The sequence below is a fragment of the Neobacillus rhizosphaerae genome, from assembly GCF_050477885.1.
GTDB lineage: Bacteria > Bacillota > Bacilli > Bacillales > Cytobacillaceae > Neobacillus > Neobacillus rhizosphaerae_A.
This window is the reverse complement of record NZ_JBCNAC010000009.1, coordinates 1-21,922: the sequence shown is the minus strand read 5'-3', so window position 1 is coordinate 21,922 and position 21,922 is coordinate 1. Positions and strand designations below refer to the sequence as shown.

General features: G+C 37.3%; 20 protein-coding genes. 8 read left to right on the top strand and 12 right to left on the bottom strand.

What is annotated here, in order from left to right:
* Positions 1–12: 12 nt before the first annotated feature.
* Both ABES03_RS00890 and ABES03_RS00885 read right to left on the bottom strand, forming a co-directional pair.
* Entirely contained in the window at positions 13–897 is an 885-nt protein-coding gene (locus ABES03_RS00890; protein ID WP_430114340.1) for a permease, read from the bottom strand.
* A gap of 145 nt (positions 898–1,042) precedes the next feature.
* Positions 1,043–1,828: a 5'-nucleotidase, lipoprotein e(P4) family gene (locus tag ABES03_RS00885; RefSeq protein WP_430114421.1), complete on the bottom strand. Its 786-nt coding sequence runs from the start codon at positions 1,826–1,828 to the stop codon at positions 1,043–1,045.
* Positions 1,829–1,978: 150 nt separating this feature from the next.
* Here ABES03_RS00885 and ABES03_RS00880 point away from each other — a divergent pair, with 150 nt between their 5' ends.
* Together ABES03_RS00880 and ABES03_RS00875 are read left to right on the top strand one after the other, a co-directional pair.
* Positions 1,979–2,620, top strand: a complete 642-nt coding sequence (locus ABES03_RS00880) for a TetR/AcrR family transcriptional regulator (RefSeq protein ID WP_430114339.1) — start codon at positions 1,979–1,981, stop codon at positions 2,618–2,620.
* Between the two features lie 84 nt (positions 2,621–2,704).
* Positions 2,705–4,936 carry an MMPL family transporter gene (locus ABES03_RS00875; RefSeq protein WP_430114337.1) on the top strand — a complete coding sequence of 744 codons (2,232 nt, stop codon included), beginning with the start codon at positions 2,705–2,707 and terminating at the stop codon, positions 4,934–4,936.
* A 779-nt stretch (positions 4,937–5,715) separates the two neighbouring features.
* Here ABES03_RS00875 and alaP read toward each other — a convergent pair.
* Positions 5,716–7,116, bottom strand: a complete 1,401-nt coding sequence (gene alaP, locus ABES03_RS00870) for an alanine permease AlaP (protein WP_430114335.1) — start codon at positions 7,114–7,116, stop codon at positions 5,716–5,718.
* 372 nt (positions 7,117–7,488) lie between these two features.
* On the opposite strand from alaP, the gene ABES03_RS00865 reads away from it, so the two are divergent.
* The 4 genes from ABES03_RS00865 (at position 7,489) to ABES03_RS00850 (ending at position 12,010) form a co-directional block, all read left to right on the top strand.
* Complete coding sequence (locus ABES03_RS00865; RefSeq protein ID WP_430114419.1) at positions 7,489–8,721, top strand: PucR family transcriptional regulator; 1,233 nt, start codon at positions 7,489–7,491, stop codon at positions 8,719–8,721.
* Between the two features lie 128 nt (positions 8,722–8,849).
* Positions 8,850–9,983: an alanine dehydrogenase gene (ald, locus tag ABES03_RS00860; RefSeq protein WP_430114333.1), complete on the top strand. Its 1,134-nt coding sequence runs from the start codon at positions 8,850–8,852 to the stop codon at positions 9,981–9,983.
* Between the two features lie 65 nt (positions 9,984–10,048).
* Complete coding sequence (alr, locus tag ABES03_RS00855) at positions 10,049–11,233, top strand: alanine racemase (protein WP_430114331.1); 1,185 nt, start codon at positions 10,049–10,051, stop codon at positions 11,231–11,233.
* 174 nt (positions 11,234–11,407) lie between these two features.
* Complete coding sequence (locus ABES03_RS00850; RefSeq protein ID WP_430114417.1) at positions 11,408–12,010, top strand: YdhK family protein; 603 nt, start codon at positions 11,408–11,410, stop codon at positions 12,008–12,010.
* A gap of 125 nt (positions 12,011–12,135) precedes the next feature.
* Here the strand turns inward: ABES03_RS00850 and pssA are convergent, their stop codons facing one another.
* Positions 12,136–12,627 carry a CDP-diacylglycerol--serine O-phosphatidyltransferase gene (gene pssA, locus ABES03_RS00845; protein ID WP_430114329.1) on the bottom strand — a complete coding sequence of 164 codons (492 nt, stop codon included), beginning with the start codon at positions 12,625–12,627 and terminating at the stop codon, positions 12,136–12,138.
* Positions 12,628–12,821: 194 nt separating this feature from the next.
* On the opposite strand from pssA, the gene ABES03_RS00840 reads away from it, so the two are divergent.
* Positions 12,822–13,403 carry an undecaprenyl-diphosphatase gene (locus ABES03_RS00840; RefSeq protein ID WP_430114414.1) on the top strand — a complete coding sequence of 194 codons (582 nt, stop codon included), beginning with the start codon at positions 12,822–12,824 and terminating at the stop codon, positions 13,401–13,403.
* 32 nt (positions 13,404–13,435) lie between these two features.
* On the opposite strand, the gene ABES03_RS00835 is transcribed toward ABES03_RS00840, so the two are convergent.
* The 3 genes from ABES03_RS00835 to ABES03_RS00825 all read right to left on the bottom strand — a co-directional run bounded on the left by ABES03_RS00835 (position 13,436) and on the right by ABES03_RS00825 (position 16,299).
* Entirely contained in the window at positions 13,436–14,848 is a 1,413-nt protein-coding gene (locus tag ABES03_RS00835) for a SpoVR family protein (protein ID WP_430114328.1), read from the bottom strand.
* 88 nt (positions 14,849–14,936) lie between these two features.
* Positions 14,937–15,254: a DUF3889 domain-containing protein gene (locus tag ABES03_RS00830; protein ID WP_430114326.1), complete on the bottom strand. Its 318-nt coding sequence runs from the start codon at positions 15,252–15,254 to the stop codon at positions 14,937–14,939.
* A 61-nt stretch (positions 15,255–15,315) separates the two neighbouring features.
* Positions 15,316–16,299 (bottom strand): M14 family zinc carboxypeptidase, encoded by a 984-nt coding sequence (locus ABES03_RS00825; protein ID WP_430114324.1) that lies wholly within the window; start codon positions 16,297–16,299, stop codon positions 15,316–15,318.
* 148 nt (positions 16,300–16,447) lie between these two features.
* Between ABES03_RS00825 and ABES03_RS00820 the strand changes: the two genes are divergently transcribed.
* Positions 16,448–16,702, top strand: a complete 255-nt coding sequence (locus ABES03_RS00820) for a YhdB family protein (protein WP_307289698.1) — start codon at positions 16,448–16,450, stop codon at positions 16,700–16,702.
* Positions 16,703–16,810: 108 nt separating this feature from the next.
* On the opposite strand, the gene ABES03_RS00815 is transcribed toward ABES03_RS00820, so the two are convergent.
* The 5 genes from ABES03_RS00815 to ABES03_RS00795 form a co-directional block, all read right to left on the bottom strand.
* On the bottom strand, positions 16,811–17,467 hold the full coding sequence (locus tag ABES03_RS00815; RefSeq protein ID WP_430114321.1) for a response regulator: 657 nt from the start codon (positions 17,465–17,467) through the stop codon (positions 16,811–16,813).
* Positions 17,468–17,479: 12 nt separating this feature from the next.
* Positions 17,480–18,595 (bottom strand): GAF domain-containing sensor histidine kinase, encoded by a 1,116-nt coding sequence (locus tag ABES03_RS00810; protein ID WP_430114319.1) that lies wholly within the window; start codon positions 18,593–18,595, stop codon positions 17,480–17,482.
* 140 nt (positions 18,596–18,735) lie between these two features.
* The gene (locus ABES03_RS00805) at positions 18,736–19,458 is read right to left on the bottom strand and encodes an SDR family oxidoreductase (protein ID WP_430114317.1); all 723 of its coding nucleotides are present in this window, start codon (positions 19,456–19,458) and stop codon (positions 18,736–18,738) included.
* A gap of 48 nt (positions 19,459–19,506) precedes the next feature.
* On the bottom strand, positions 19,507–21,249 hold the full coding sequence (locus ABES03_RS00800; protein ID WP_430114316.1) for a phospho-sugar mutase: 1,743 nt from the start codon (positions 21,247–21,249) through the stop codon (positions 19,507–19,509).
* Between the two features lie 172 nt (positions 21,250–21,421).
* The gene (locus tag ABES03_RS00795) at positions 21,422–21,808 is read right to left on the bottom strand and encodes a YhcU family protein (RefSeq protein WP_430114314.1); all 387 of its coding nucleotides are present in this window, start codon (positions 21,806–21,808) and stop codon (positions 21,422–21,424) included.
* Positions 21,809–21,922: the final 114 nt, after the last annotated feature.

Sequence of the window (21,922 nt, the reverse complement as noted above, 5' to 3'; positions counted from 1 at the left end):
AATAATCACTCCTTAAAACAATAAAGAGTATAGAAAAACAATGACTGTCACGCCGGTCACTATTATAAATACCAACCGCTTTTTAAATGTTGCCAACATCATCATTAAATTTTTGATATCGATCATAGGTCCAAATACTAAAAAGGCTAACAGTGATCCAGTAGAAAAAGTTGTTCTGAACGACGATGCAATAAAGGCATCCGCTTCTGAACATAGAGATAGAATGAATGATAATGTCATCATCACGAAAGAGGATGATACTGGTCCTTGACCTATAGAAACAAGTGTAGCTGTTTTAACATACGTTTGTACTGCTGCAGCTATTAAAGAGCCAATAATTAAATACTTCCCCATTGAGAAAAATTCTTCTACTGCATGCTCAAGTGTTTGCCAAATTTTCTTTAACAAACTCTTTTCTCGATGTACGTGATGGTGATGAAATTGTTCTTTAAAGGGAGAATCCTTATAGCCATAGGCGATTAATATACCAACTAGAATGGAGACAACGATGGCACCTAAAGCACGATAAATCGCAATTTTCCAATCACTTCCAAACGCGATGTATGTCGCAAACAAAACAACGGGATTAATAATCGGTGCAGTTAACATAAAAGCAATCCCAGCAGAAATTGGTACACCCTTTGATACTAAACGACTAACAATGGGAACAATTCCGCATTCGCATGATGGAAATAAGATCCCTAGAAAACAAGCAAAAATGACAGCTAGGATTTTATTTTTTGGCATAATCCTCGCTATCATTTCTTCTGTAACAAAAATTTGGATGATACCAGAGATCAGAACACCTAGCGTCACAAACGGCAATGCTTCAATTAGTATTGAGATAAAAATAGTATTCATTTGATAGAATGATTGCGGTAATGTTATTCCAAACATAGTAGTCCTCCTATTACCCATAATCATGGAGTCTACTATACTATTATTTTATTAGAACGTCCAACGAAAAATATGGTCTTAAGTGATAAACTTTTCCAAAAAAAGGAGGCTGATTTCTTTACCAAATAAGTCAGCCTCTTGGGTGCTATCTTGTCACCAGGTTCTCTTTCCTAAGTTTAATTTTTTCTTCATCTGTTTTCCTATAATCATAATTATAAATGGCTTCTTCCCAATCTCCGTACATTGGATTAGGTAGAACGATGAATTTCTTCCCCCAAATATCTTTGTATTTCTCCGTTTCCTTTATTCTTTCTTTGACGGATAGTCCTTCAAATTCACTAAAATCGCCTAAATTATCACCAAATAATAGGATAATATCATGGGTTTTGGCTACAAATTGGCGCCTTGACTTTTTCCCCTTTTCACCTAGTTGAAGTAAAAGGATATGGTCTTTATCTGCTTGTGGAGCACCAACCATTTGTAAGTTTTTAATCGTTGCATTCTTTTGTGCTTCGAAACGGTTTGATACGTAAAAGATCTCAATCCCTTTAGAATCTGCATACTTCAAGAATTCAAGTGCTCCGGGAAGGGGTTTGGCTTCTGCACGGTTAAACCACTTACTCCAATCAAAAGGGTTTCCATTCCCTGAAACAGCATACGAAGCCAAGTATGGACTATTGTCTAGTATCGTTTCATCGATATCAAGAACAATAGCTGGCTTTAAGCTAGTATGCTTCTTCTTTTTGCTTAAGTAATCATCCAATCTTAATTTTCCTAAGTTATACCCTTGATAATATAAAGCTTTAGCTTCACCAGATTGTTGAAACCATAATACAGACATCGTATTTTGTTCATGTAGCTTGACTGGTGTCCCTGGGACAGTTTGTGCCTTCGTATAGCTGCAGCATCCTAAAAATACTGTCATTGACATACAAATCGAAAACCATTTTTTCACTGAGGTACCCCCACTTTTTTCTTGTTAGTATGGAAAAAAATTTCTTTTTTACTCACTTTACATTTTCCTATTTTTTCTATATAGTTTACTTATCAACTGATAAGCATATTATTCCGAAAGGACCCTATGTCTAAAATGGGTAAAGATTCTAAGTATACTGATGAAATAAATCCTAAAGAAACCTATCAAATTATAATCAAAACCGCTGAGCGTTTATTTATGGAATATGGGTATCGTGCTGTATCCACTAGGCAAATTGCAGACCTATGCGGTATTACTCAACCCGCCCTATACCATCACTTTAAAAACAAACAAACACTCTATGTAGCGGTAATTGAGCATGTACTCCATCATACGGAAAAGGATCTAAATGGAATTCTTACTCAATTTTCAACTTTTCAGGAAAGGCTCATTCAAATTACCACCTACATGATGGTTCAATTTGAAATGGATATGTCACAAATGTTTCATGATATGCACCATGAGCTGAACCTGGACGAACAGCAACGAGTTCATCAGCTTTGGGTAAGAGGATTTCTTATGCCGATTGTAACGATGATTAACGATGGGGTTTCCAAAGGAGAAATAAAGAATCCAGAAGAGCTTGACTCGAATTCAACTGAGATGGCCTTTTTAATACTTAACATTATTAAATCCATCCTGCAGCCCTCCAATATGGGCAGCTTGCCAAAGAATGAACAAACCACCATAGTCAAGCATAAAGCAAGTCTCATTGTTGAAATTTTTTTAAAAGGGATTAGTCGTTAAATAGAAGGCTGAATATAACAGCCTTTTCTCTTTACCTATAGCTTATCAATTGATAAGGAAAATTTTCGATTGGAGTGAACGTCTATGGAGAAAAAATGGATAGAAAGGTATGGCAATGCTGTCAGTGGTAAGAAAGGAAGATGGATTGTCCTTTTGGCTTGGCTCGTTCTTGCCGCTGTGTTAAACGTTACTCTTCCTCAAGCCAATTCACAAAAGAATGAAATGGCCCCAAATTTAGAGGAGGAAACTTGGTCTGAGCAAGCAAATAATATTGCAGAAAAAGAGTTCCCATCAAGCTCAGGGACTCCAGCCCTCCTCACCTGGTACCGAGCTTCAGGGATAACGGACAATGATCTTTCACTTATTCAGCAATATACAAAGGACGTAACAGAAAATCCAGTTACATCCCAAGATACGATTGTTCCTTTTTATCAGTTCCCACTACCTGTACTAAAGGAGCAGTTATCTAAGGATGGAACAACACTCATTTTGCCCATAAGCTTTAATAAGGGTGCTGACAAGGAAAAGATTGCAGAAGGAATAAACCAACTAAAAGATAAATCAGCTACAATATTTTCAACAGATCCAACGAAAGCAAAAATCAAGGATGCAAACAAGTTAATTCTGCGCGTAACAGGTCCTGCTGGTATCGCACAAGATGCAACCGAGCTATTTAGTCAGGGAGACCTTTCCCTGCTTCTCGGAACAGTTGCTATTGTTCTAGTACTTTTACTAGTCATTTATCGCTCTCCTATTTTAGCTCTTATTCCTTTACTTGGAGTCGGTATTGCCTATGGTGTCATAAGCCCGATACTTGGTGGAATTGGTAAGGCAGGCTGGGTTGTTTTTGATTCACAAGCACTTTCTATCATGACCGTCCTCCTTTTTGGAGCTGGCACAGACTACTGCTTATTTCTCATATCTAGATTTAGAAGCTTTCTAGAAGTGGAAAAAGATAAACGTGTGGCAATGATCCGTTCCTTAAAAGGTTCGTCCGGTGCCATTGCCATGAGTGGTCTAACCGTTGTCTTCTCATTGTTAGTGTTATTGTTATCCAAATATGGTTCCATCCATCGATTTGCTATTCCTTTTAGCGTATCAATATTAATAATGATGATTGCCAGCTTAACCTTAATTCCAGCTCTATTAAGCATTTTTGGCAGAGTCTCCTTCTTCCCGCTCATACCACGTACAACAGAGATGCAAGAAGAACGGGCACGCAAAAAAGGAAAATCCATCCCTGTAAAAATAAAAAAAGAAGGGTTTGGATTAAAGCTTGGAGATTTCATTATTAAGAGACCGAAGCTTCTAATGACGGCTACCATTCTCTTTCTAGGTGTATTCGCTTTATTTTCAACTAAGATTCAATATACGTATGATACCTTATCTTCTTTTCCTAAGGATATGCCATCAAGAGAGGGATTTGATTTAATTGCTGAGCACTTCAATCCGGGAGAACTTGCGCCAATTCAAGTGATTCTGCGAACGGATGGCAAAGAAAGTTCAGTAAAAAGTAGAATAGAAAAGCTGCCATACGTGGCACATGTCTCTGATCCAAAACAAGGAGCACAGGATCCAAATATCGTCAGCTACAATGTGGAATTAAACGTTAATCCATATTCAAATGAAGCCATGGATCATATCCCACAACTCCGAAAACAAATTGAATCAGTGATGAGAAGCGAAGGTATTTCTAATTCTTCTAAGAAGGTATGGATCGGTGGTCAGACTGCACAACAGTATGATACCAGACAAACGACAACAGATGATGCATTTGTTATCATACCCATCGTTATTGGTATCATTGCCTTACTATTATTAGTCTATCTTCGTTCAATTACTAGCATGCTTTATTTAATCGGAACGGTTCTGTTGTCATACTTCAGTGCGCTTGGCCTTGGTTGGGTCGTTTTGCATTATCTATTTGATGTAGACGCAATCCAAGGATTTATTCCTCTTTATTCCTTTGTATTTATTGTCGCATTAGGGGAAGATTACAACATCTTTATGATTTCGAGTATTTGGAAAAAGAGCAAGGAAATGCCCTTGCTTCAAGCTATTAAAGAAGGGGTGGCTGAATCTGGTGCTGTAATTACCTCTGCAGGACTAATTCTTGCAGGAACTTTTGCCATTTTAACTACCTTGCCAATTCAAGTACTAGTCCACTTTGGTACGATCACAGCAATCGGTGTCTTGTTAGACACATTTATTGTTCGTCCATTACTAGTTCCTGCGCTTACGGTGCTGCTCGGAAAATGGGCATTCTGGCCCTCCAAGCGAAACTTGTTTGCAGTCGAACGGAACACAGAAAGATAAAGTCATTTCAAAAAGCATTGGAGAAAAAATTAAAGGATTCTGTCTGTGGGTGCTTTCTTATTAAAAGACACAAGAATTGACGTATGAATTGGCATACGTCTTTTTCTTTATTAATCAAGGATTCTACGAAATTCCATTAACTTTGACATAGCCATTTACATGATTATTATGATGGACAATAAGTATTGTGCAATTAAGAATGAGGGCCAAAACTTCTGTCATTTGCAGTGCCGTTTTAATTTTCAATTTTTTTGATAGCTGGTCGCTAAAAAGCTGCTGATTCCCACATCTAGGATCAAGAGGATTCGCACTTATAGGTTGGGGGATCAGGGTTTTCCCCGGGCAGATAAATAGGCGGAGAAATTCCGCCTATTTACTCGAAAAATGTGAAAAAGGGTAGGTTTTGCTTTGCATAAGCGGAAAAACTCCGCTTATTTACCTCGAAACGAGCTCCATTTTAAATTTAACCGGAAAAACTCCGCTTATTTACTTTTGCTGGTGACTCAATTAGAACAAAACATCTTACTTTTAAGAGGGAGTGAGTATCTCTCAAAAATCCAAGAGAACCGTATCACAATTAAGTGAGGTTTTATATAAATAAGGTTATTGTATTCCTAATAAAGAAACTCGCCAATTACTATGGCGAGTTATACTTTTTTATATACCAATAACGATGCCAATTACCCTTGTGCATTTCGGCACATATTTTAAGAAAAGCACTTTAAAACGGAATCCTTTAGAAAAAAATCCACTGCTTCTTTTTTATCACCATATAAATTTTAGCTAACGCGTTTTTTAACTGATGATTGAAGGGATTCTTTCTTATGGAATCCTTTCATATAGTAAACTGCCACCAAGAATACTAAAAATAGCGGCCCAATGACTAACGCAATTCGAGTATCTGGATTATATACCATCAGACCAATAACAAATGCTAAAAACGCTAAGGCAATATAAGAGGTATAAGGGAATAACGGCACCTTATATTTTAATGTTTTTATTTCACTTGGCTTTAGGGTTTTACGGTAACGAATTTGTGATAAAAGGATGACTGCCCACGTCCAAATAGCTCCGAATGTAGCAATACTCGTAACCCATGTAAAGACTTTTGCCGGAACGATATAATTTAAGACAACACCGATTAACAAGGCAGCAGCAGAAGCTATTACAGCCATGCCTGGAACGCCATTTTTCGTAACCTTACCAAAATTCTTCGGTGCTTCTCCATGCTCTGCAAGGTTAAACAACATTCTTGCGGTACTAAAAATTCCGCTATTACAAGATGAAAGTGCAGCTGTCAGTACAACGAAGTTAATAATTCCTGCTGCACCTGGAATTCCAATTTTCTCAAATGTAAGTACAAACGGACTTCCCTTTGTTCCAATTTCTTCCCAAGGATAGATAGACATGATAACAAACAAAGCCCCTACGTAAAAAATAAGAATACGCCAGAACACAGAATCAATGGCCCTTGAAAGAGATTTTTCTGGATTCTTTACCTCACCTGCAGTAACACCAATCATTTCAATGCCCAGGTATGCAAACATAACCATTTGTAATGACAGTAAAACACCCTTTATTCCATTCGGAAATAAACCGCCATGTTGCCATAGATTGTGAATACCTGTAGCAATTCCGCCATTACCTAACCCGAAGAAAATCATTCCTGCACCAACAACAATCATCGCCAGAATCGTAACAATTTTGATAAGGGCAAACCAGAATTCAAGCTCTCCATATGCCTTAACTGCAAGGAAGTTAACTGTTGCCATGATGACAAGTGCAGCTAGTGCCCAAATCCAGCGTGGGACATCAGGATACCAGTATTCCATATAAATTCCAACGGCTGTAATCTCTGCCATACAGGTAACTACCCATAAGAACCAATAGTTCCAGCCTGTGATGTACCCTGCAAGTGGTCCTAAATAATCTCGTGCATACTTACTAAATGACCCTGCAACTGGTTTTTGAATAGCCATTTCCCCAAGGGCTCTCATAATAAAAAACATGATTAAACCACTAAATGCATATCCAAGCAGAATCCCAGGTCCAGCCATTTTAATTGCTGTTGCAGACCCTAGAAATAAACCAACCCCAATAGCTGCCCCTAAAGACATTAACGTAATATGTCTTTCTTCTAATCCACGATGAAGTTCTTTCCCATGAGTGTTATTACTCATATCATAACCTCCCCTTGATGATCAAACCTCTAATTTCCCATTCTCCACTTTGTTGAAACTCACAATTCCCTATTAATAATGGGTACATTTCATAATAATAAACTTTCTTAAAATATAAATAATACTATTATTTTTAAGGAAATTCATTATTTTTTTAGCTCTAATCCTCCTTTTCAGAATGTGGTAGCGCTTACATATTAGTATTTACGCAAATAAATACTATTGTGAAAAATACTCGAAATTATCTTAACATTTTTGTGAACAAAGTTTTTTGTAGAAATACGAGAAATTTCTACGTTTTTTTTGTAAAATTAAACAAAGATAAAATAATTACTTTTATTTCTCGTTATCTTGGAGGAACCCAAATTGAATATGAAACACCATGATCCATTTAAAATTACCTTTGAAAGCTTAGATGAATTTGCCGATCTTATCAGTCAAGTTCTTAAATGCCCTATCACCATTGAAGATGCGAATCACCGTCTTCTTGCCTATAGTACACATGACGAACGGACAGATCCTGCTAGAATTTCAACAATTATTGGTCGAAGGGTACCGGAAAAAGTAATCAACCAATTATGGAAAGAAGGGACCATTCCTGCCCTATTAAAAACGGATGAACCACTTCGTGTAAAAAGTATGAACGACATTGGTCTCGGCGATAGAGTGGCAATATCGATTTGGAAACAGGATGAGGTATTAGGATTTATTTGGGCCATAGAGATTGATAAAACATTAACGGATGAGGACTTTACCCTGTTAAAAAAGGCCGCAGATGCCGTAAAAAATAAACTATTACAACTCCAAACTAGAAAAAATAAAAAAGAAGAACGCTCCCAAGAATTCTTTTGGAAACTATTAACTGAGCACTTAAAAGAGAAAGAAGAGATTATCCAGCACTTTCAAACATTGCAAATTACTCCTCCATCCTCTTTTGCTGTTTTTGTTTTTCAGTTTCAACAAAATATCACAACTAAAGAAGAACATGAAATTTCTTATTTATTAAAGACAGCTCAGCGAATGAAGATTTTACTCAATACCATTGACTGTAACCAACTTATCTTATTGGTACAAGCATCTCATATCGAGAATCTCTTACAAGAACTCGATCATTTTGCCGAAAACTTCCTCTTAAAAATGAACGACCGCTATGGAATGAAGAATATCCATTCAGTCTATAGCAGTATTTATGATGACTTTCAAAAAATAGGAAAAGCCTATAAGGAAGCTTTGGTTGTACTATCAATAAAAGAAAAATTCCCCATAGAAACAAAGGAAATCTTTAGTTATCAACGACTGGGAATTTATCAGCTTTTTGAAATGATCCTAGAAAACAGAAAAAATGAAGCGTACGAGAATTACGCATTAAAAAGAATCCAAGAATATGACCAAAAACATAAAAGCAATCTCATTGAAACGTTGGAGGTCTTTTTAAATAAGGATTCAAATATTAATGATGCAGCCAAGGAATTAAATGTCCATGCCAACACGCTAAATTATCGACTCAAACGTATTACAGAGATTGGTGAAGTTAATTTCAAGGACCCTAATCAAAAAATAATGCTATTTCTCGATTTGAAGCTAGCCAAATACCAGGGGATTTGAACATTTTGTGAAAATCCCCAAAAAGAATGAAAATCTTTCTCCTTTATTAACAAAGAAATTCTTTTGTAAACGTTTTATACTTTAGCCATAGCAAATCAATTCAATGTTTCAAGGGGAGGAAATAGATTATGTTTATTGGGGTTCCTAAGGAAATTAAAAATAATGAAAATCGTGTAGCTCTTACTCCAGCTGGTGTTGTTTCATTTTTAAATGCTGGTCATACAGTTTTAATTGAAAAGGACGCTGGAATTGGAAGCGGTTTCACTAATGAGGATTATGCTAAAGCTGGTGCTGAGATAATTGATACAGCAGAACAAGTATGGACAAAAGCTGAAATGATTATGAAGGTTAAAGAGCCTTTATCAAGTGAATATAAGTACTTCCGTCAAGGGTTAATTTTATTTACTTATTTACACCTTGCAGCAGAGCCTGCATTAGCAGAAGCATTAAAACAGTCAGGCGTGATCGCGATTGCCTATGAAACTGTATCAGTAAACAGAACTCTTCCACTTCTTACACCAATGAGTGAAGTAGCAGGACGTATGGCTGCGCAAATCGGCGCACAGTTCTTACAAAAAAATAACGGCGGACAAGGTATCTTACTTGCAGGTGTCCCTGGTGTGAACCGCGGGAAAGTAACCATTGTTGGTGGTGGTATCGTTGGAACAAACGCAGCTAAAATGGCGATTGGTCTAGGTGCTGACGTAACTATTATCGATTTAAGTGCGGACCGTCTCCGTCAGCTTGATGATATTTTCGGAAATCAAATCAAAACATTAATGTCTAATCCATTCAATATCGCTGAGGCTGTAGCTGAAGCTGACCTTTTAATTGGTGCAGTATTAATTCCAGGTGCAAAAGCGCCTAAGCTTGTGACTGAAGAAATGGTTAAGGCTATGAAGCCTGGTTCCGTGATTGTCGACGTAGCTATCGACCAAGGTGGAATCGTTGAATCAATCGATCATGTAACAACTCATGATAACCCAACATTTGTTAAACATGGTGTCGTACACTATTCTGTAGCTAATATGCCTGGAGCGGTTCCAAGAACATCTACCATTGCTCTAACAAACGTTACAGTGCCATATGCATTACAAATTGCTAACAATGGGGTATTCAAGGCTATTTCTGAAAATGCTGCTTTATTGCTCGGTGTGAACGTGGCTAACGGTGAAATCACTTATGAAGCAGTGGCAAAAGATCTAGGCTATGACTATGTAACAGTAGAAAAGGCATTAGAAAAAGAATTAGCTGCTAACTAATAACTAATTAATCCCCTCGAGAGAACTCTTGAGGGGATTTTTTGTGTACAGGGAGATGGTAGAAGATGCACCAAGAGAGTTACCGTGATACTTGGGCCGAAGTGTCGCTTGACCATATTCAAGCTAATGTGGTTCAGTTCAGACAATTTGTCCAACATCAATCTAAACTAATGGCTGTCGTGAAGGGAGATGGATATGGACACGGGGCAGTTGAAGTCGCGAAAGCTGCCATTTTGGCAGGTGCTGACTATTTAGGAGTGGCTATTTTAGATGAAGCTATTCAACTTAGAGAGGCTGGAATCGTAACACCCATTCTAATTCTAGGTTATACGCCTCCACGATCAATTAAAGAAGCTATTTTAGCTAACATTACATTAACCGTATTTGACCAGGATGTATTAGATGAAATCATCTTCCAATCTGCTCATTTATGTAAAACTGCTTATGTCCATTTAAAGATTGATACAGGCATGTCCAGAATTGGTGTAACTTCCGGTGAAGAGGCATCACTTCTTGCCGAAAAAGCTTTGACTGCTGAATACGTATATTTCGAAGGGGTATTTACTCATTTCGCCAATGCGGACAGTGAGGATCCCTCTTATACTTATGAGCAGTTTCAAAAATTTCAATCAATCCTATCCTATTTAGACATGAAGCAAATTGCTGTTCCAATTAAGCATTGTTGTAATAGTGCTGCAACCATGAATTTTCCAGAAATGCATATGGATATGGTCAGAATTGGCATTGCCCTGTATGGTTTGTATCCAGATAAGTCTTTAAAAAAACACCGGATTCATCTAAAACAGGCCATGAGTCTGAAAACTAGAATTGCTTCAATGAAAAATGTAGAGGCTTCTCAGCCGATTAGCTATGGATGTACTTGGAGTCCGGATAAAAGAGGTACAATTGCCACTCTTCCTATTGGTTATGCTGACGGATTATCCCGTCTTCTTTCAAATAAAGGAAAGGTTTTAATTCGTAATCAGCATGCTACTATTAGAGGCCGGGTATGTATGGACCAAACAATGATTGATGTATCTGATGTAGATAACTGTTCAGCCGGTGATGAAGTTACCATTTTTGGGACTAGTCATTCTTCCTTTCAATCCGTGGATTTACTGGCTGAATGGATGGGCACCATTAATTATGAAGTTGTGTGTTTGATCGGAAAACGAGTACCCAGGGTATATTTTTTTAAGAAAGACTCAGTTGACCTTGAAGTAGATAAACATAAATGCTATATAAGCTAAAAAATAATCCCTCTTATAACACAAGGGGGATTATTTTATTGGGCTTTCTTAATGTGTTATTTTTTAAAAATAAGGGAATAACAATTTTGGAGTACCTTATTATGATCCGTTCTGCATAAATCCTGCACATTTTGGTTGTATGATGATTAAGTAACAAAGTTTAAGGAGGTAATAATTGTGCAAAATCGTACTGTCTTATTTCTTTTTACCGTGATTACTGCCTTATTTTTAGCGGCATGTTCAAATGTTAACGGGAATGAACATTCAAATAGCAATCATGGTGAGAAAAAAACAGAGCAAAAAAAGAATTCAAGTAATATGAACCATGAAGGTATGGAAGGCATGAATCATTCAAGTACGGGTGAAGTACCAAAAGATTTAAAAGTAGCCGAAAATCCAACCTTTAAAGTCGGAAGTCATGCAATAATTCACGCAGACCATATGGAAGGAATGAATGGTGCAGAAGCAACCATTGTAGGGGCTTATGATACTACTGTTTATACAATTTCTTATACACCGACAACTGGTGGAGACAAGGTGACAAATCACAAATGGATTATACATGAAGAAATTAAAGACGCTAGTAATAAGCCCTATAATCCAGGGGATGAAATTATCGTAGAGGCAGACCATATGAAGGGGATGAAGGGTGCGACTGCTGTAGTTGATTCAGCCCAACAAACAACAGTTTATATGGTTGATTACACACCGACAACTGGTGGAGAAAAAGTGACAAATCATAAATGGGTAACAGAAGGTGAACTTTCAGCTAAGTAATAATTGTAACAGTTTAAGGAATAGCCCTTACCTATTTGGCTATTCCTTTTTCAAAAAGGTTAATGGATAAAAAAAAGCAGTCCCCTTTTCAAAAGGACTAGCTTTTTTTACAAAGGAACCCAACATTAAAATTTTTTTACCCTTATTGGACTTACCATTAAGAGAGCGAGTATTAATGTAATCCACGCGTTGCTATATAAAAACAATCCCATACCAGCTAGTGGTAAACCGGCAGCTGGTATAGGTAATCCTTTAAAATACCCAATAGTTGGCTTAACACTAAACTTAGCTAATCTTATTGCCCCCATCGTGGGAAAAAGGATGAAAGCCAAGGAAGTTAAGATGGATGGCGCTGCTATGGAATGAAATAGAAGAGCGGGAGCAACTCCAAAACTAACAATATCAGCTAAGGAATCCAATTCAACGCCAAATTCACTGTTCACTTTTAATTTTCTCGCAATCCTTCCATCTAGAAGATCTAAAACTGCCGAAAAGAAAATAAAAATGGAAGCTACTTCTAGAAAACCACTCATATTCAACGTAATTGAAAAAACACCGCACAATAAATTTCCCATTGTGAATAAGTTAGGTACAGCTTTTACTATCTTATTGAACAAGTTCGCCCCCCCTGACGATGTCCTCCTATTTAAGTACGATCTTTTTCACTTTGTATCTTAATGAATTTTTAATATTTTTTTCATAGAAAGAAAAGGTAGATTATATATACTTTAGAATACCCAGTTAGGGTAGCAATATCCTACCTGAAATCATCAACCGTAAATAAAGCGAGATAAAAGAAATGGGTGATAAAATGAATTACAATATATTTCAAGCAATTAATCAACTTGCTGGTAAACATCCCTTTATGGATGGATTAATGGTTTTTACTACGCACTATGCTCTAATTGTTTACGCCATCGTTTTACTTCTAATCTGGTTTTTTGGCAAAGAACAACATAAGCATTCAGTTGTGTATGCTGCAATAACTGGTGGATTAGGGTTATTCATAAATTTTGTCATAGGTCATATTTATTATGAACCACGTCCATTTGTAACACATAAAGTTCATTTACTGATTCAACATGCAAAAGATGCTTCGTTTCCAAGCGACCATACAACAGGTGCGTTTTCCCTTGCATTTGCGGTTTTGATGCGACACCGAAAAATTGGCTCAAGTATGCTTTTGTTAGCAATATTAACAGGGATTTCTCGTATTTATGTAGGACATCATTATCCATATGATGTATTTGGTAGCATTATTGTAGGATTATTTGTAAGTACACTTATATATAAATTTAGTTCATTATTAAACCCAATCCCTCAAACAATAGTCAATATTTATAATCAAATTCCTTTAGTTCCCAAAACTAAACAAAAATCAAGTCAATATTAAAGGGCAGCAAAAACTTAGCTGCCCTTCATCTTTTATAAATACTTACGATGAACCCCTTTTCCATCATAGGAAAATAGCATTCGTCTTTCTTCAATCATCGTTTCCATGTGTACAGGTCTGCCCCAAAGCTGCTGAATATAGGGAAGCACTTTTTCAAGGTATTTTACGTCTAATTCGATCCCCTCATACCAGTGTTTTACATAGAGCTCTCCATTTTTCATATAATCACCGTCAATTACGGTAAGATATGGAAATCCACCATTTACCCGCATGTTAACTAGCTGGTCACGGATATGCTCCCATGCTTTATCCACTATTTTGTAATCACGACCCTGCTTTTGGAAAAGATACATATCCTCTCTCATCACAAGATCCTTATTTAAATAATTGCGGAGGAAGGATATGTCGGACTCTACTTCTCGGACCTCAAACATTTTTTCTCTACCTGAACCTGGTTTTACCCCTCTTCGCTTCATTTCTTCTGTTGGATTATTATACCGTTCTTCAATGTCCTCAAAGATTTTGATTCCAAGATAATAAGGATTAATTCCAGTCTTTGACGGCTGGACAACACCTGCATTTAATTTCGCAAATTCGATAGCTTCTCCACTTGTTAAATCCATTTCCCTTAAAATCCGTTGGTGCCAATAGGAAGCCCAGCCTTCGTTCATGATTTTTGTTTCAAGCTGTGGCCAAAAGTAGAGCATTTCTTCCCGCATCATCGTTAAGATGTCGCGTTGCCAATCTTCTAGCTCCCTGCTATAGGTTTCTATGAACAATAATAAATCCTTTTCTGGACGAGGAGGGAATTTCTTTTTTCTTGATTGGATTGTTTCTTTCTTATCCTTCTCATCCAATTTCCAAAGGTCATCATATGGAGTGGCGATGATTGGATTTTCATCCTCTTCCTCATCATCTCCAATAGACCAGCTAAGTTTTGGTCTCATGAGGGAAGGGTCAATATGTTCATCAATAGCTAAGACGGCATCAAGGAAGGTTTCTACCTCTTTTTTTCCATATTGAATTTCGTATTGGTGGATTCTTTCAGCTGTTGCTGCCATACTCTCAACCATATCCCGCTTTGTATTTTGAAAACGGACATTATTTTTAAAGAAATCACAATGCGCTAACACGTGAGCCACAATTAACTTGTTCTGAATTAGCGTATTGGAATCCAGTAAAAACGCATAGCATGGATTAGAGTTAATGACAAGTTCATAAATTTTACTAAGGCCTAAGTCATAATGAAGTTTCATTTTGTGAAATTGTTTTCCAAAGCTCCAATGAGAGAATCGAGTAGGCATACCATATGCCCCAAATGTATAAATAATCTCAGCCGGGCAAATTTCATAACGCATTGGATAAAAGTCTAGTCCAAAGCCAGTTGCTATTTCGGTAATTTCACTAATCGCATACTCTAGTGATTTACGCTCTTCCTCATTCATTGCCATTCCCCCTTTTCCTCTTACCACAATGTATGAAGAAAAGCTGGGATTGATGAAAAAGAAGGCAAAAAACAATAAGCCAGAGAGCTTATTGTTTTTTGGATTCAACCGTTAAGTTAATCAGTTTATTGTTGGTAAGATCATGATTTACTTTTATGATAACAAAAAAGTTCTGATTATTTTCTTGTACTTTAAAGCGGAAGCCGTCTTCTACTTTTGATGCCTCTATTTTCTTTCGACCTAAATATTCATATTCCCTGATAGGGGCACCTGGAAAATCTGTCTGTACAACCGCCATCGCAATTCTACCGTATTTTTCATAATCTGGCTTCTGAGCATGGCCAGGATTTGTAAAACTAACTAGAAAAAATGCCATCATTAATATAGTGACAATCGTTTTTTTCATTTCCTTAACCTCCTGTTAAATTTGGTTATTTTATTTTTCCCTATCATGTTTCTCTTATGAATTAATCAGGGATTTTTCTTGCTTCAGCAGCTAACTTAAGACCCACCATTCGATTTCGTTTCCATTCTGTCTTAAAAACGGATAATGGAGGATTCGTTTCACCCACAAGATAGCTGATTTCTATGGTCATGGCTGGACGATGGTAGGTTGTAATAAACCAATCAGTAAACCCGCCCCCGATTGCTTTTTTAGGTGGCTTTCCTAATTTATAGCCTGTTAATTTTGTAATTTTTTTTGCAATGTTTTTGTCCCTCTTGAGATGTTTTCCATTTTTATAGTTCCAGAAAATCTCTCTTCCCGCTGAATGGTAGGCCACTGCTATTGAGGGGTTCACCTCTTTAATAAAATTGGTTAGTGCAATTACTTCTTTTACCTCAAGTGGCTTTTTACCTTTATAAAATTGATAGTGTGGAGATGACGGCTGCTTAGGAAGCTGCTTCCAACCGGCAGGGTATTGCCTGTTTAAGTCTACGCCCACCCCATTTGCTTTCCATCTTGAAAAATCACTTGAGCCTATATTCATGCTTTTAATACGGTCTCGTTGAACTTCTGGTATCCCTTCGAAATGGTTTTGTTGAATTTCTATACCATCTGGATTTAACATAGGGACAAACCAAATAGAAACATCATTAAGTATTGAGGCAGAGGTTAAAGGGTATTTCCTTGTTTCCTCATAAGCATTCGCATAGGACTCCAGCATCTTCATTAAAAGCATACTTGTTATCCATTCCCGTCCATGATGGGAACCAATTAAAACGATATTCCTTTTCCCTTTACCAAGCTTGATTGCCCAAATATCTCTTCCAAAATGAGTGGTTCCAATGGATTTTACTTCTAGCTCCCCTTTATGGATTTCCCTTAATTGATGGATGTCTTGTTCTAATCGTTCAAAGCTATATGCTTTATTCGTATGAACCACTTTAGCTTCGCCAACCGTTTCAAAAGAAAATATCATCACCATAAAAATGCAAAGAATTTTTGCCATAGAACCTCCATTTTTACAATTACCGAAAGATTTATACAGGTAAATGTTGAAAACCTTATAAACAATGGGTGTCCAACATTTTCTGTGAAAGTTATTTGCAGAATGTCATACAATAATCTCAACTCCTAATAAGGAGGAGATAAAGTAAATGAATAAACTGGATTATGATCGGGCGTTATATTACACACACCGATCTGAATGGGATAATTTGCTTATTTTGATGGTTCGGACAAAAGACCAATTTTTGTCCAAAAGAATTGAACAATTTCTTCATGCGTACAACTTTGAACGTGACTACACTGTAATTGAAACGAAACTCTATAATTTGCTTCGTTACATCGACCATGCAAACGAAACAATAGAAGCTGATCCAAATGAGATACCGATGTATAGTCTTTCCTGAAAAAACAAGTGGATACAGATTTAGTTGAGAGAAATTTTTACAACCGGGCCAAAGAATTCCACCAAAAAAAAACGGCTTCCATTTTTGGAGCCGTTTTTTACCCATTTTTTATCCTATCTTATCATTTTTGATTACTCCATTACGTACGGCAAAAAGAGCAGCCTGTGTCCGATCCGCTAGCTCAAGCTTCGCTAAAACATTGGAAACATGGGTTTTTACCGTCTTCTCAGTAATAAATAACGATGAAGCAATTTCTTTATTACTTTTTCCACTAGCTATCTCCTTAAGGACTTCCAACTCTCTTTTAGTCAGCTCATCCAAATGGGTCTTGACCTCATTTTGTTTCGAGGTTAAATGGGTTAATAAATGAGTCGTTGCTTTTGGATGCAATTGATTCTCACCATTCATTAACATCTTTATTGCCCTCACTAGCTCATCGGGTTCTATATCCTTCAATTGATAGCCTGATGCGCCCGCTTCAATAGCAGGTATTACATGGTTTTGATCCGAAAAACTGGTTAGTATCATTACCTTCATACTTGGATGCTTTACTTTAATTTTCTGTGTTGCTTCAATCCCGTCCATAACCGGCATGACTAGATCCATTAACACTAGGTCTGGCATTAATCGGTCTACTAACTCAACAGCTTCTTCCCCATTTTTCGCTTCTCCTACAATTTCAATATTTTCTTGTGTCTTTAAAAAGAAAACCAAGCCTCTACGTACTACATGATGATCATCGGCTATTAGTATTCGAATACTCAAAATAATCCCCCCTTAAAACGGAATACTGACCCGTAACTTTGTCCCTTTGTTTAGCTCACTTTCCAGATAAAAGGTTCCGCCTAAAGACTCCGCTCTGTTTCTCATGCTTTTTAGACCGAGCGATGGGAGCACTAAACCTTCATCATAAATAAACCCACATCCACTGTCTTTTATTTCTATGGTTATTCTGCTATCACTTCCATGAACAAATAAATGAACATCGGATTGTTGTGAATGTTTTTTGCAATTAGCTAATGCTTCTTGGCTAATTCGAAAAACAGCCTCTTCAATTCTGCTTGGTAGATTAATGACCCCATTTATTTTTATGTTTGTATTTAATCCTAGCATTTCACCGTAACTCGATAGTGCACTAACAATACCTTGCTCTAATCCCTTTGGGCGCAGCTGCCAAATAAGCGCTCTCATTTCATTTAATGCCTCTTGCGCTAAATCTTGAATATAACTAAAAGTTTCTTTCACCTCTTGATCCTTTGTCATTTCTTTTCCACCACGAGCAGTCAGGCTTAAGGAGAAAAGGAGTTGATTAACAGAATCGTGCAGGTCTCTTGCTAATCTATTTCTTTCTGTTGTTAAAGCAATTTCTTGTTCTTTTTGTGTTAGATTAATCCTTTTTAAGGCTGAGCCTATCTGCAAGGCAACTGATTCTAATAGAGCTAGCTCTTCATTGTTAAAGCTTGTTTTATTCGGTGACCCTACATTTAATAATCCAAATTTTTCTTTCCCTGCTTTGAGTGGTACGGTTGCATGATGGGTTAATCCCCATGTATCCCCTAACTCGTGTTCAATTGCATCTTCCAATCGCATACATTCAATAATATTGGTTGCTTTATCTATTCGACCTTTATTATAGCGGTTAATACACCAGCAGTCGCCACTGCACATGGGGGCATACTGGTTGTCGGATAACGCGGGGGGAAGATTTTCTTTCGCAGCAAGTCTGAAAGAGCCGGCATCATCAATAAGAAAGATCCATCCGGATTGTAAACCGGTTACATGCAACAGCTTTTTTAGAACCTCTGAAAGTACATTGTTTATGTCAGTTCCTTGATTCAATAACTCGGCAATTTCTTTTAAAATTTGTAAATCAGAATGGTGACACGTACTCATATTAATCCCCCTGAAAATTCCAACTCTTGCAATTATTATAACGCTTTTCTTCTGCTAATTCCTTAGAAAAAAGTATGGTTTCTCCTCGGACTTAAGTCGGAAAGAATAGAGGCTGACTCCTATGAGCCAGCCTCTATTCTTTATGCTATTGGATATTGCTGTGCGAATGGATGGATGACAATCTCATCAATTAACATATGCTTTGGAGCAGATGCCATGTAAACAACTGCATTTGCGATATCTCCTACTTTTAACCAGTCTTTTTTCTCTGGCAAACCTTGGGTAGACTCCGCAAAGTATGTATCAACCATACCAGGATTAATGGTTCCAACTCGTATTCCATACTCACGGACTTCCTGGGCAACGGAGCCAGAGAAGCCTTGTACAGCATATTTAGTTGCTGTATAGGCAGCCCCATTAGGAATCGTATAACGAGCAACGTCAGATGAAATTGTAATAATGGTTCCGGCTCTTCTTTCCTTCATATGTGGTAGGACAGCTTTTGTCGCTAAGAACACCCCTTGAACATTTACCTCAAATACCTTTTTCCATTCTTCAAGGGTAACTTCCTCTGTTAATTTAAAGAACCCAATCCCTGCGTTATTTACTAGAAGATCAACCGCTCCATAGACTTCGATTGTTTTGTTGACTACATTCTCCATATCCTCTTCTTTCGAGACATCTGCTTGAACTGGATTAATTTCTGGAAAGCCCATTCCCCTTAATTCTTCTGCTGTTTTTAGAATTTGGGAAGAACTGCCTACAATGGTTAATTTCATCCCTTGTTCTGCTAGTTTTACGGCAATTTCCCTGCCAATTCCACGAGATGCACCGGTTACAATAGCAATTTGATTTTGTAGCATAATTGATTCTTCCTTTCGTGATGGGTTTCATTGTTGTTTTTTTTGCTCTTACCGTTCTTGAATCATTTTCATTTTTCTTTCCACTACATCCATAAAGTCTTTTTCCACTGTTTGAAGTTTCAGTTTACTCTCCTCCAAACAATCACTGTTTACACCAAAGTAGAATTTAACCTTTGGTTCAGTCCCTGATGGTCTTAAGCAAATCCAAGTACCGTCTTCAAATGTAAATTTTAGCACATTTGATTTAGGCAGCTGAATCTTTTCTTCATTCTTTTTAGTTAACCGAATTCCAGTTAAATAATCCTCCGTTGAGGCGGTCTTTAAGGAACCTAGATTTGATAATGGCTCCATTCGGAAGGAAGCTAGTAGACTTTGAATCAATTCTGCTCCTTCTTTCCCCTTTAATGTTAACGAGCGAAGGCCTTCCTGATAAAAACCGTATTTTTCAAACACCTGCATCATTCCATCATAGAGGGACATGCCTTGTTTTTTATAAAAGGCACAAACCTCTGTGGCTAAGAGCGCAGCCTGAATGGCGTCTTTATCACGGGCAAAATCACCGATTAAGTAGCCATAAGACTCTTCATAACCAAATAAGAAGGTATGGTCACCTGTTTCTTCATACTCTTTTATTTTCTCAGCAATAAACTTAAACCCTGTTAACACGTCAATCGTTTCAAGGCCATACGCAGAAGTAATTTTTCTTCCTAACTCAGAGGTAACAATCGTTTTTAAAACGACGCCATTTTGAGGCAATGTTCCTTTTTCTTTTTTCTGAGAAAGGAGATAATCAAGCAATAATGCCCCTGTTTGATTCCCAGTCAGAACTACATACTCTCCTTCTTCATTACGTACTGCGATACCAAGACGGTCTGCATCTGGGTCGGTTGCAATTAGTAGGTCAGCTCCCACTTTTAAACCATCGCGAATAGCTAATTGAAAAGCAGCATGTTCTTCCGGATTAGGACTTTTCACAGTAGAAAATTCGGAGTCAGGAAGCTCCTGCTCCTTTACAACTGTTACATTTTTATACCCTAATGTAGAGAGTGCAGAGCGAACAGGCTTATTGGCTGTCCCATGTAATGGGGTAAAAACGACTTTAACATCGGCTTCTTGTGAGAGGGTGGGATTCTCGGAAATCGTTTTGAGTTTTTCTATATAAACTTGGTCTATTTCTGAACCGATTATCTTAATTAATCCAGCCGCTCTTAATTGATCTTCACTGCCGACTTCAATTAATAATTCGTTTTCTATTTCATTGACCTTTGAAATAACCTGATCAGCTTGATTTGGTGGAAGTTGACCACCATCTGATCCATACACTTTGTACCCATTATATTCTGGTGGATTATGGCTGGCAGTAATAACAATACCAGAAAAGGCATGTAGGTACCGTAAGGCAAAGGAAAGTTCCGGGGTTGGTCTTAATTCATCAAATATATAGGTTTGAATTCCTTTGGTTGCCAGTGTTTTTGCAGCCTCCAAGGCAAATTCAGGAGACTTGTGACGTGAATCATAAGCTATTACTACACCTCTTTGTTTCGCTTCTAATCCCTGTTCCTCTATGTATTTGGCTAAACCTGCTGATGCTTTCCGAACCGTATAGATATTCATTCGATTTGTACCTGCACCAATCTCACCACGCATTCCACCAGTTCCAAATTCTAAATTCTTATAAAAAGCCTCTTCAAGTTGTTTATCATCATTCTTCCACTCTTCTAATTGAGCTTGTAATTCAGCGTCTAAGCCTTCAAACTCAATCCAGCTTTTTGCAACTGTTTTCCAGTTCATCCGTTCCCCTCCTCTTTCCATCTATTTAATATTGTTTCTAAGTCATAGCTTGATACTCCTTTAAAAATCACTCGAAATAAGCCGACAATTTTTGCAGAATAGAGGGAAACGCATTTATTTTTTCAAACATAAAGACGAAAAAAGCCTGATTTGCATCAGGCTCGGTTTATTCCTATATTATTAATTCATTATCTGCTTTTGTATAAATACTTAGCATTGAAGGTCTCATGCTCTTCACACTGAGAAATTGTTCAAAATCCAAAGGGAAGGATAATCCAAATTCTTTAAGTGTGGCCACATTTTTATTGTATAGTGCAGCATATTGTTCATCCAGCGGAGAAGATTCAAGAATGGAAATTAATGTTTGTATACATGTCATTACCTGAAAAGCATCTTTTAATGTACTAAAATCTTCAGTAGGATGTAAAATTCCTAATTGCTCAAATTGACAAATCTCTTCGTCACTAAAATAGAGGGGAAAAATATTAGAATAAATGTACCTCACCAGTTCATTGATTTCTTCTTCTTGACTTGGTGTCGAGGCAAAAACAATTTTCACTTATAACCCACCTTTGCCATCGCTATATTCTGTCGTATTATATAAAATAAGAATAACATAATTTACGAGGATAATCGGTGGTAATTGTAACCACATAGAAAAGCGGAAGCGCCT

Bases quoted from the DNA above. Each gene is read 5' to 3' on its own strand.
- ABES03_RS00890 (WP_430114340.1), bottom strand. From the start codon at position 897: ATGTTTGGAATAACATTACCGCAATCATTCTATCAAATGAATACTATT.
- ABES03_RS00885 (WP_430114421.1), bottom strand. From the start codon at position 1,828: ATGTCAATGACAGTATTTTTAGGATGCTGCAGCTATACGAAGGCACAA.
- ABES03_RS00880 (WP_430114339.1), top strand. From the start codon at position 1,979: ATGTCTAAAATGGGTAAAGATTCTAAGTATACTGATGAAATAAATCCT.
- ABES03_RS00875 (WP_430114337.1), top strand. From the start codon at position 2,705: ATGGAGAAAAAATGGATAGAAAGGTATGGCAATGCTGTCAGTGGTAAG.
- alaP (WP_430114335.1), bottom strand. From the start codon at position 7,116: ATGAGTAATAACACTCATGGGAAAGAACTTCATCGTGGATTAGAAGAA.
- ABES03_RS00865 (WP_430114419.1), top strand. From the start codon at position 7,489: ATGAAACACCATGATCCATTTAAAATTACCTTTGAAAGCTTAGATGAA.
- ald (WP_430114333.1), top strand. From the start codon at position 8,850: ATGTTTATTGGGGTTCCTAAGGAAATTAAAAATAATGAAAATCGTGTA.
- alr (WP_430114331.1), top strand. From the start codon at position 10,049: ATGCACCAAGAGAGTTACCGTGATACTTGGGCCGAAGTGTCGCTTGAC.
- ABES03_RS00840 (WP_430114414.1), top strand. From the start codon at position 12,822: ATGAATTACAATATATTTCAAGCAATTAATCAACTTGCTGGTAAACAT.
- ABES03_RS00835 (WP_430114328.1), bottom strand. From the start codon at position 14,848: ATGAATGAGGAAGAGCGTAAATCACTAGAGTATGCGATTAGTGAAATT.
- ABES03_RS00830 (WP_430114326.1), bottom strand. From the start codon at position 15,254: ATGAAAAAAACGATTGTCACTATATTAATGATGGCATTTTTTCTAGTT.
- ABES03_RS00825 (WP_430114324.1), bottom strand. From the start codon at position 16,299: ATGGCAAAAATTCTTTGCATTTTTATGGTGATGATATTTTCTTTTGAA.
- ABES03_RS00820 (WP_307289698.1), top strand. From the start codon at position 16,448: ATGAATAAACTGGATTATGATCGGGCGTTATATTACACACACCGATCT.
- ABES03_RS00810 (WP_430114319.1), bottom strand. From the start codon at position 18,595: ATGAGTACGTGTCACCATTCTGATTTACAAATTTTAAAAGAAATTGCC.
- ABES03_RS00805 (WP_430114317.1), bottom strand. From the start codon at position 19,458: ATGCTACAAAATCAAATTGCTATTGTAACCGGTGCATCTCGTGGAATT.
- ABES03_RS00800 (WP_430114316.1), bottom strand. From the start codon at position 21,249: ATGAACTGGAAAACAGTTGCAAAAAGCTGGATTGAGTTTGAAGGCTTA.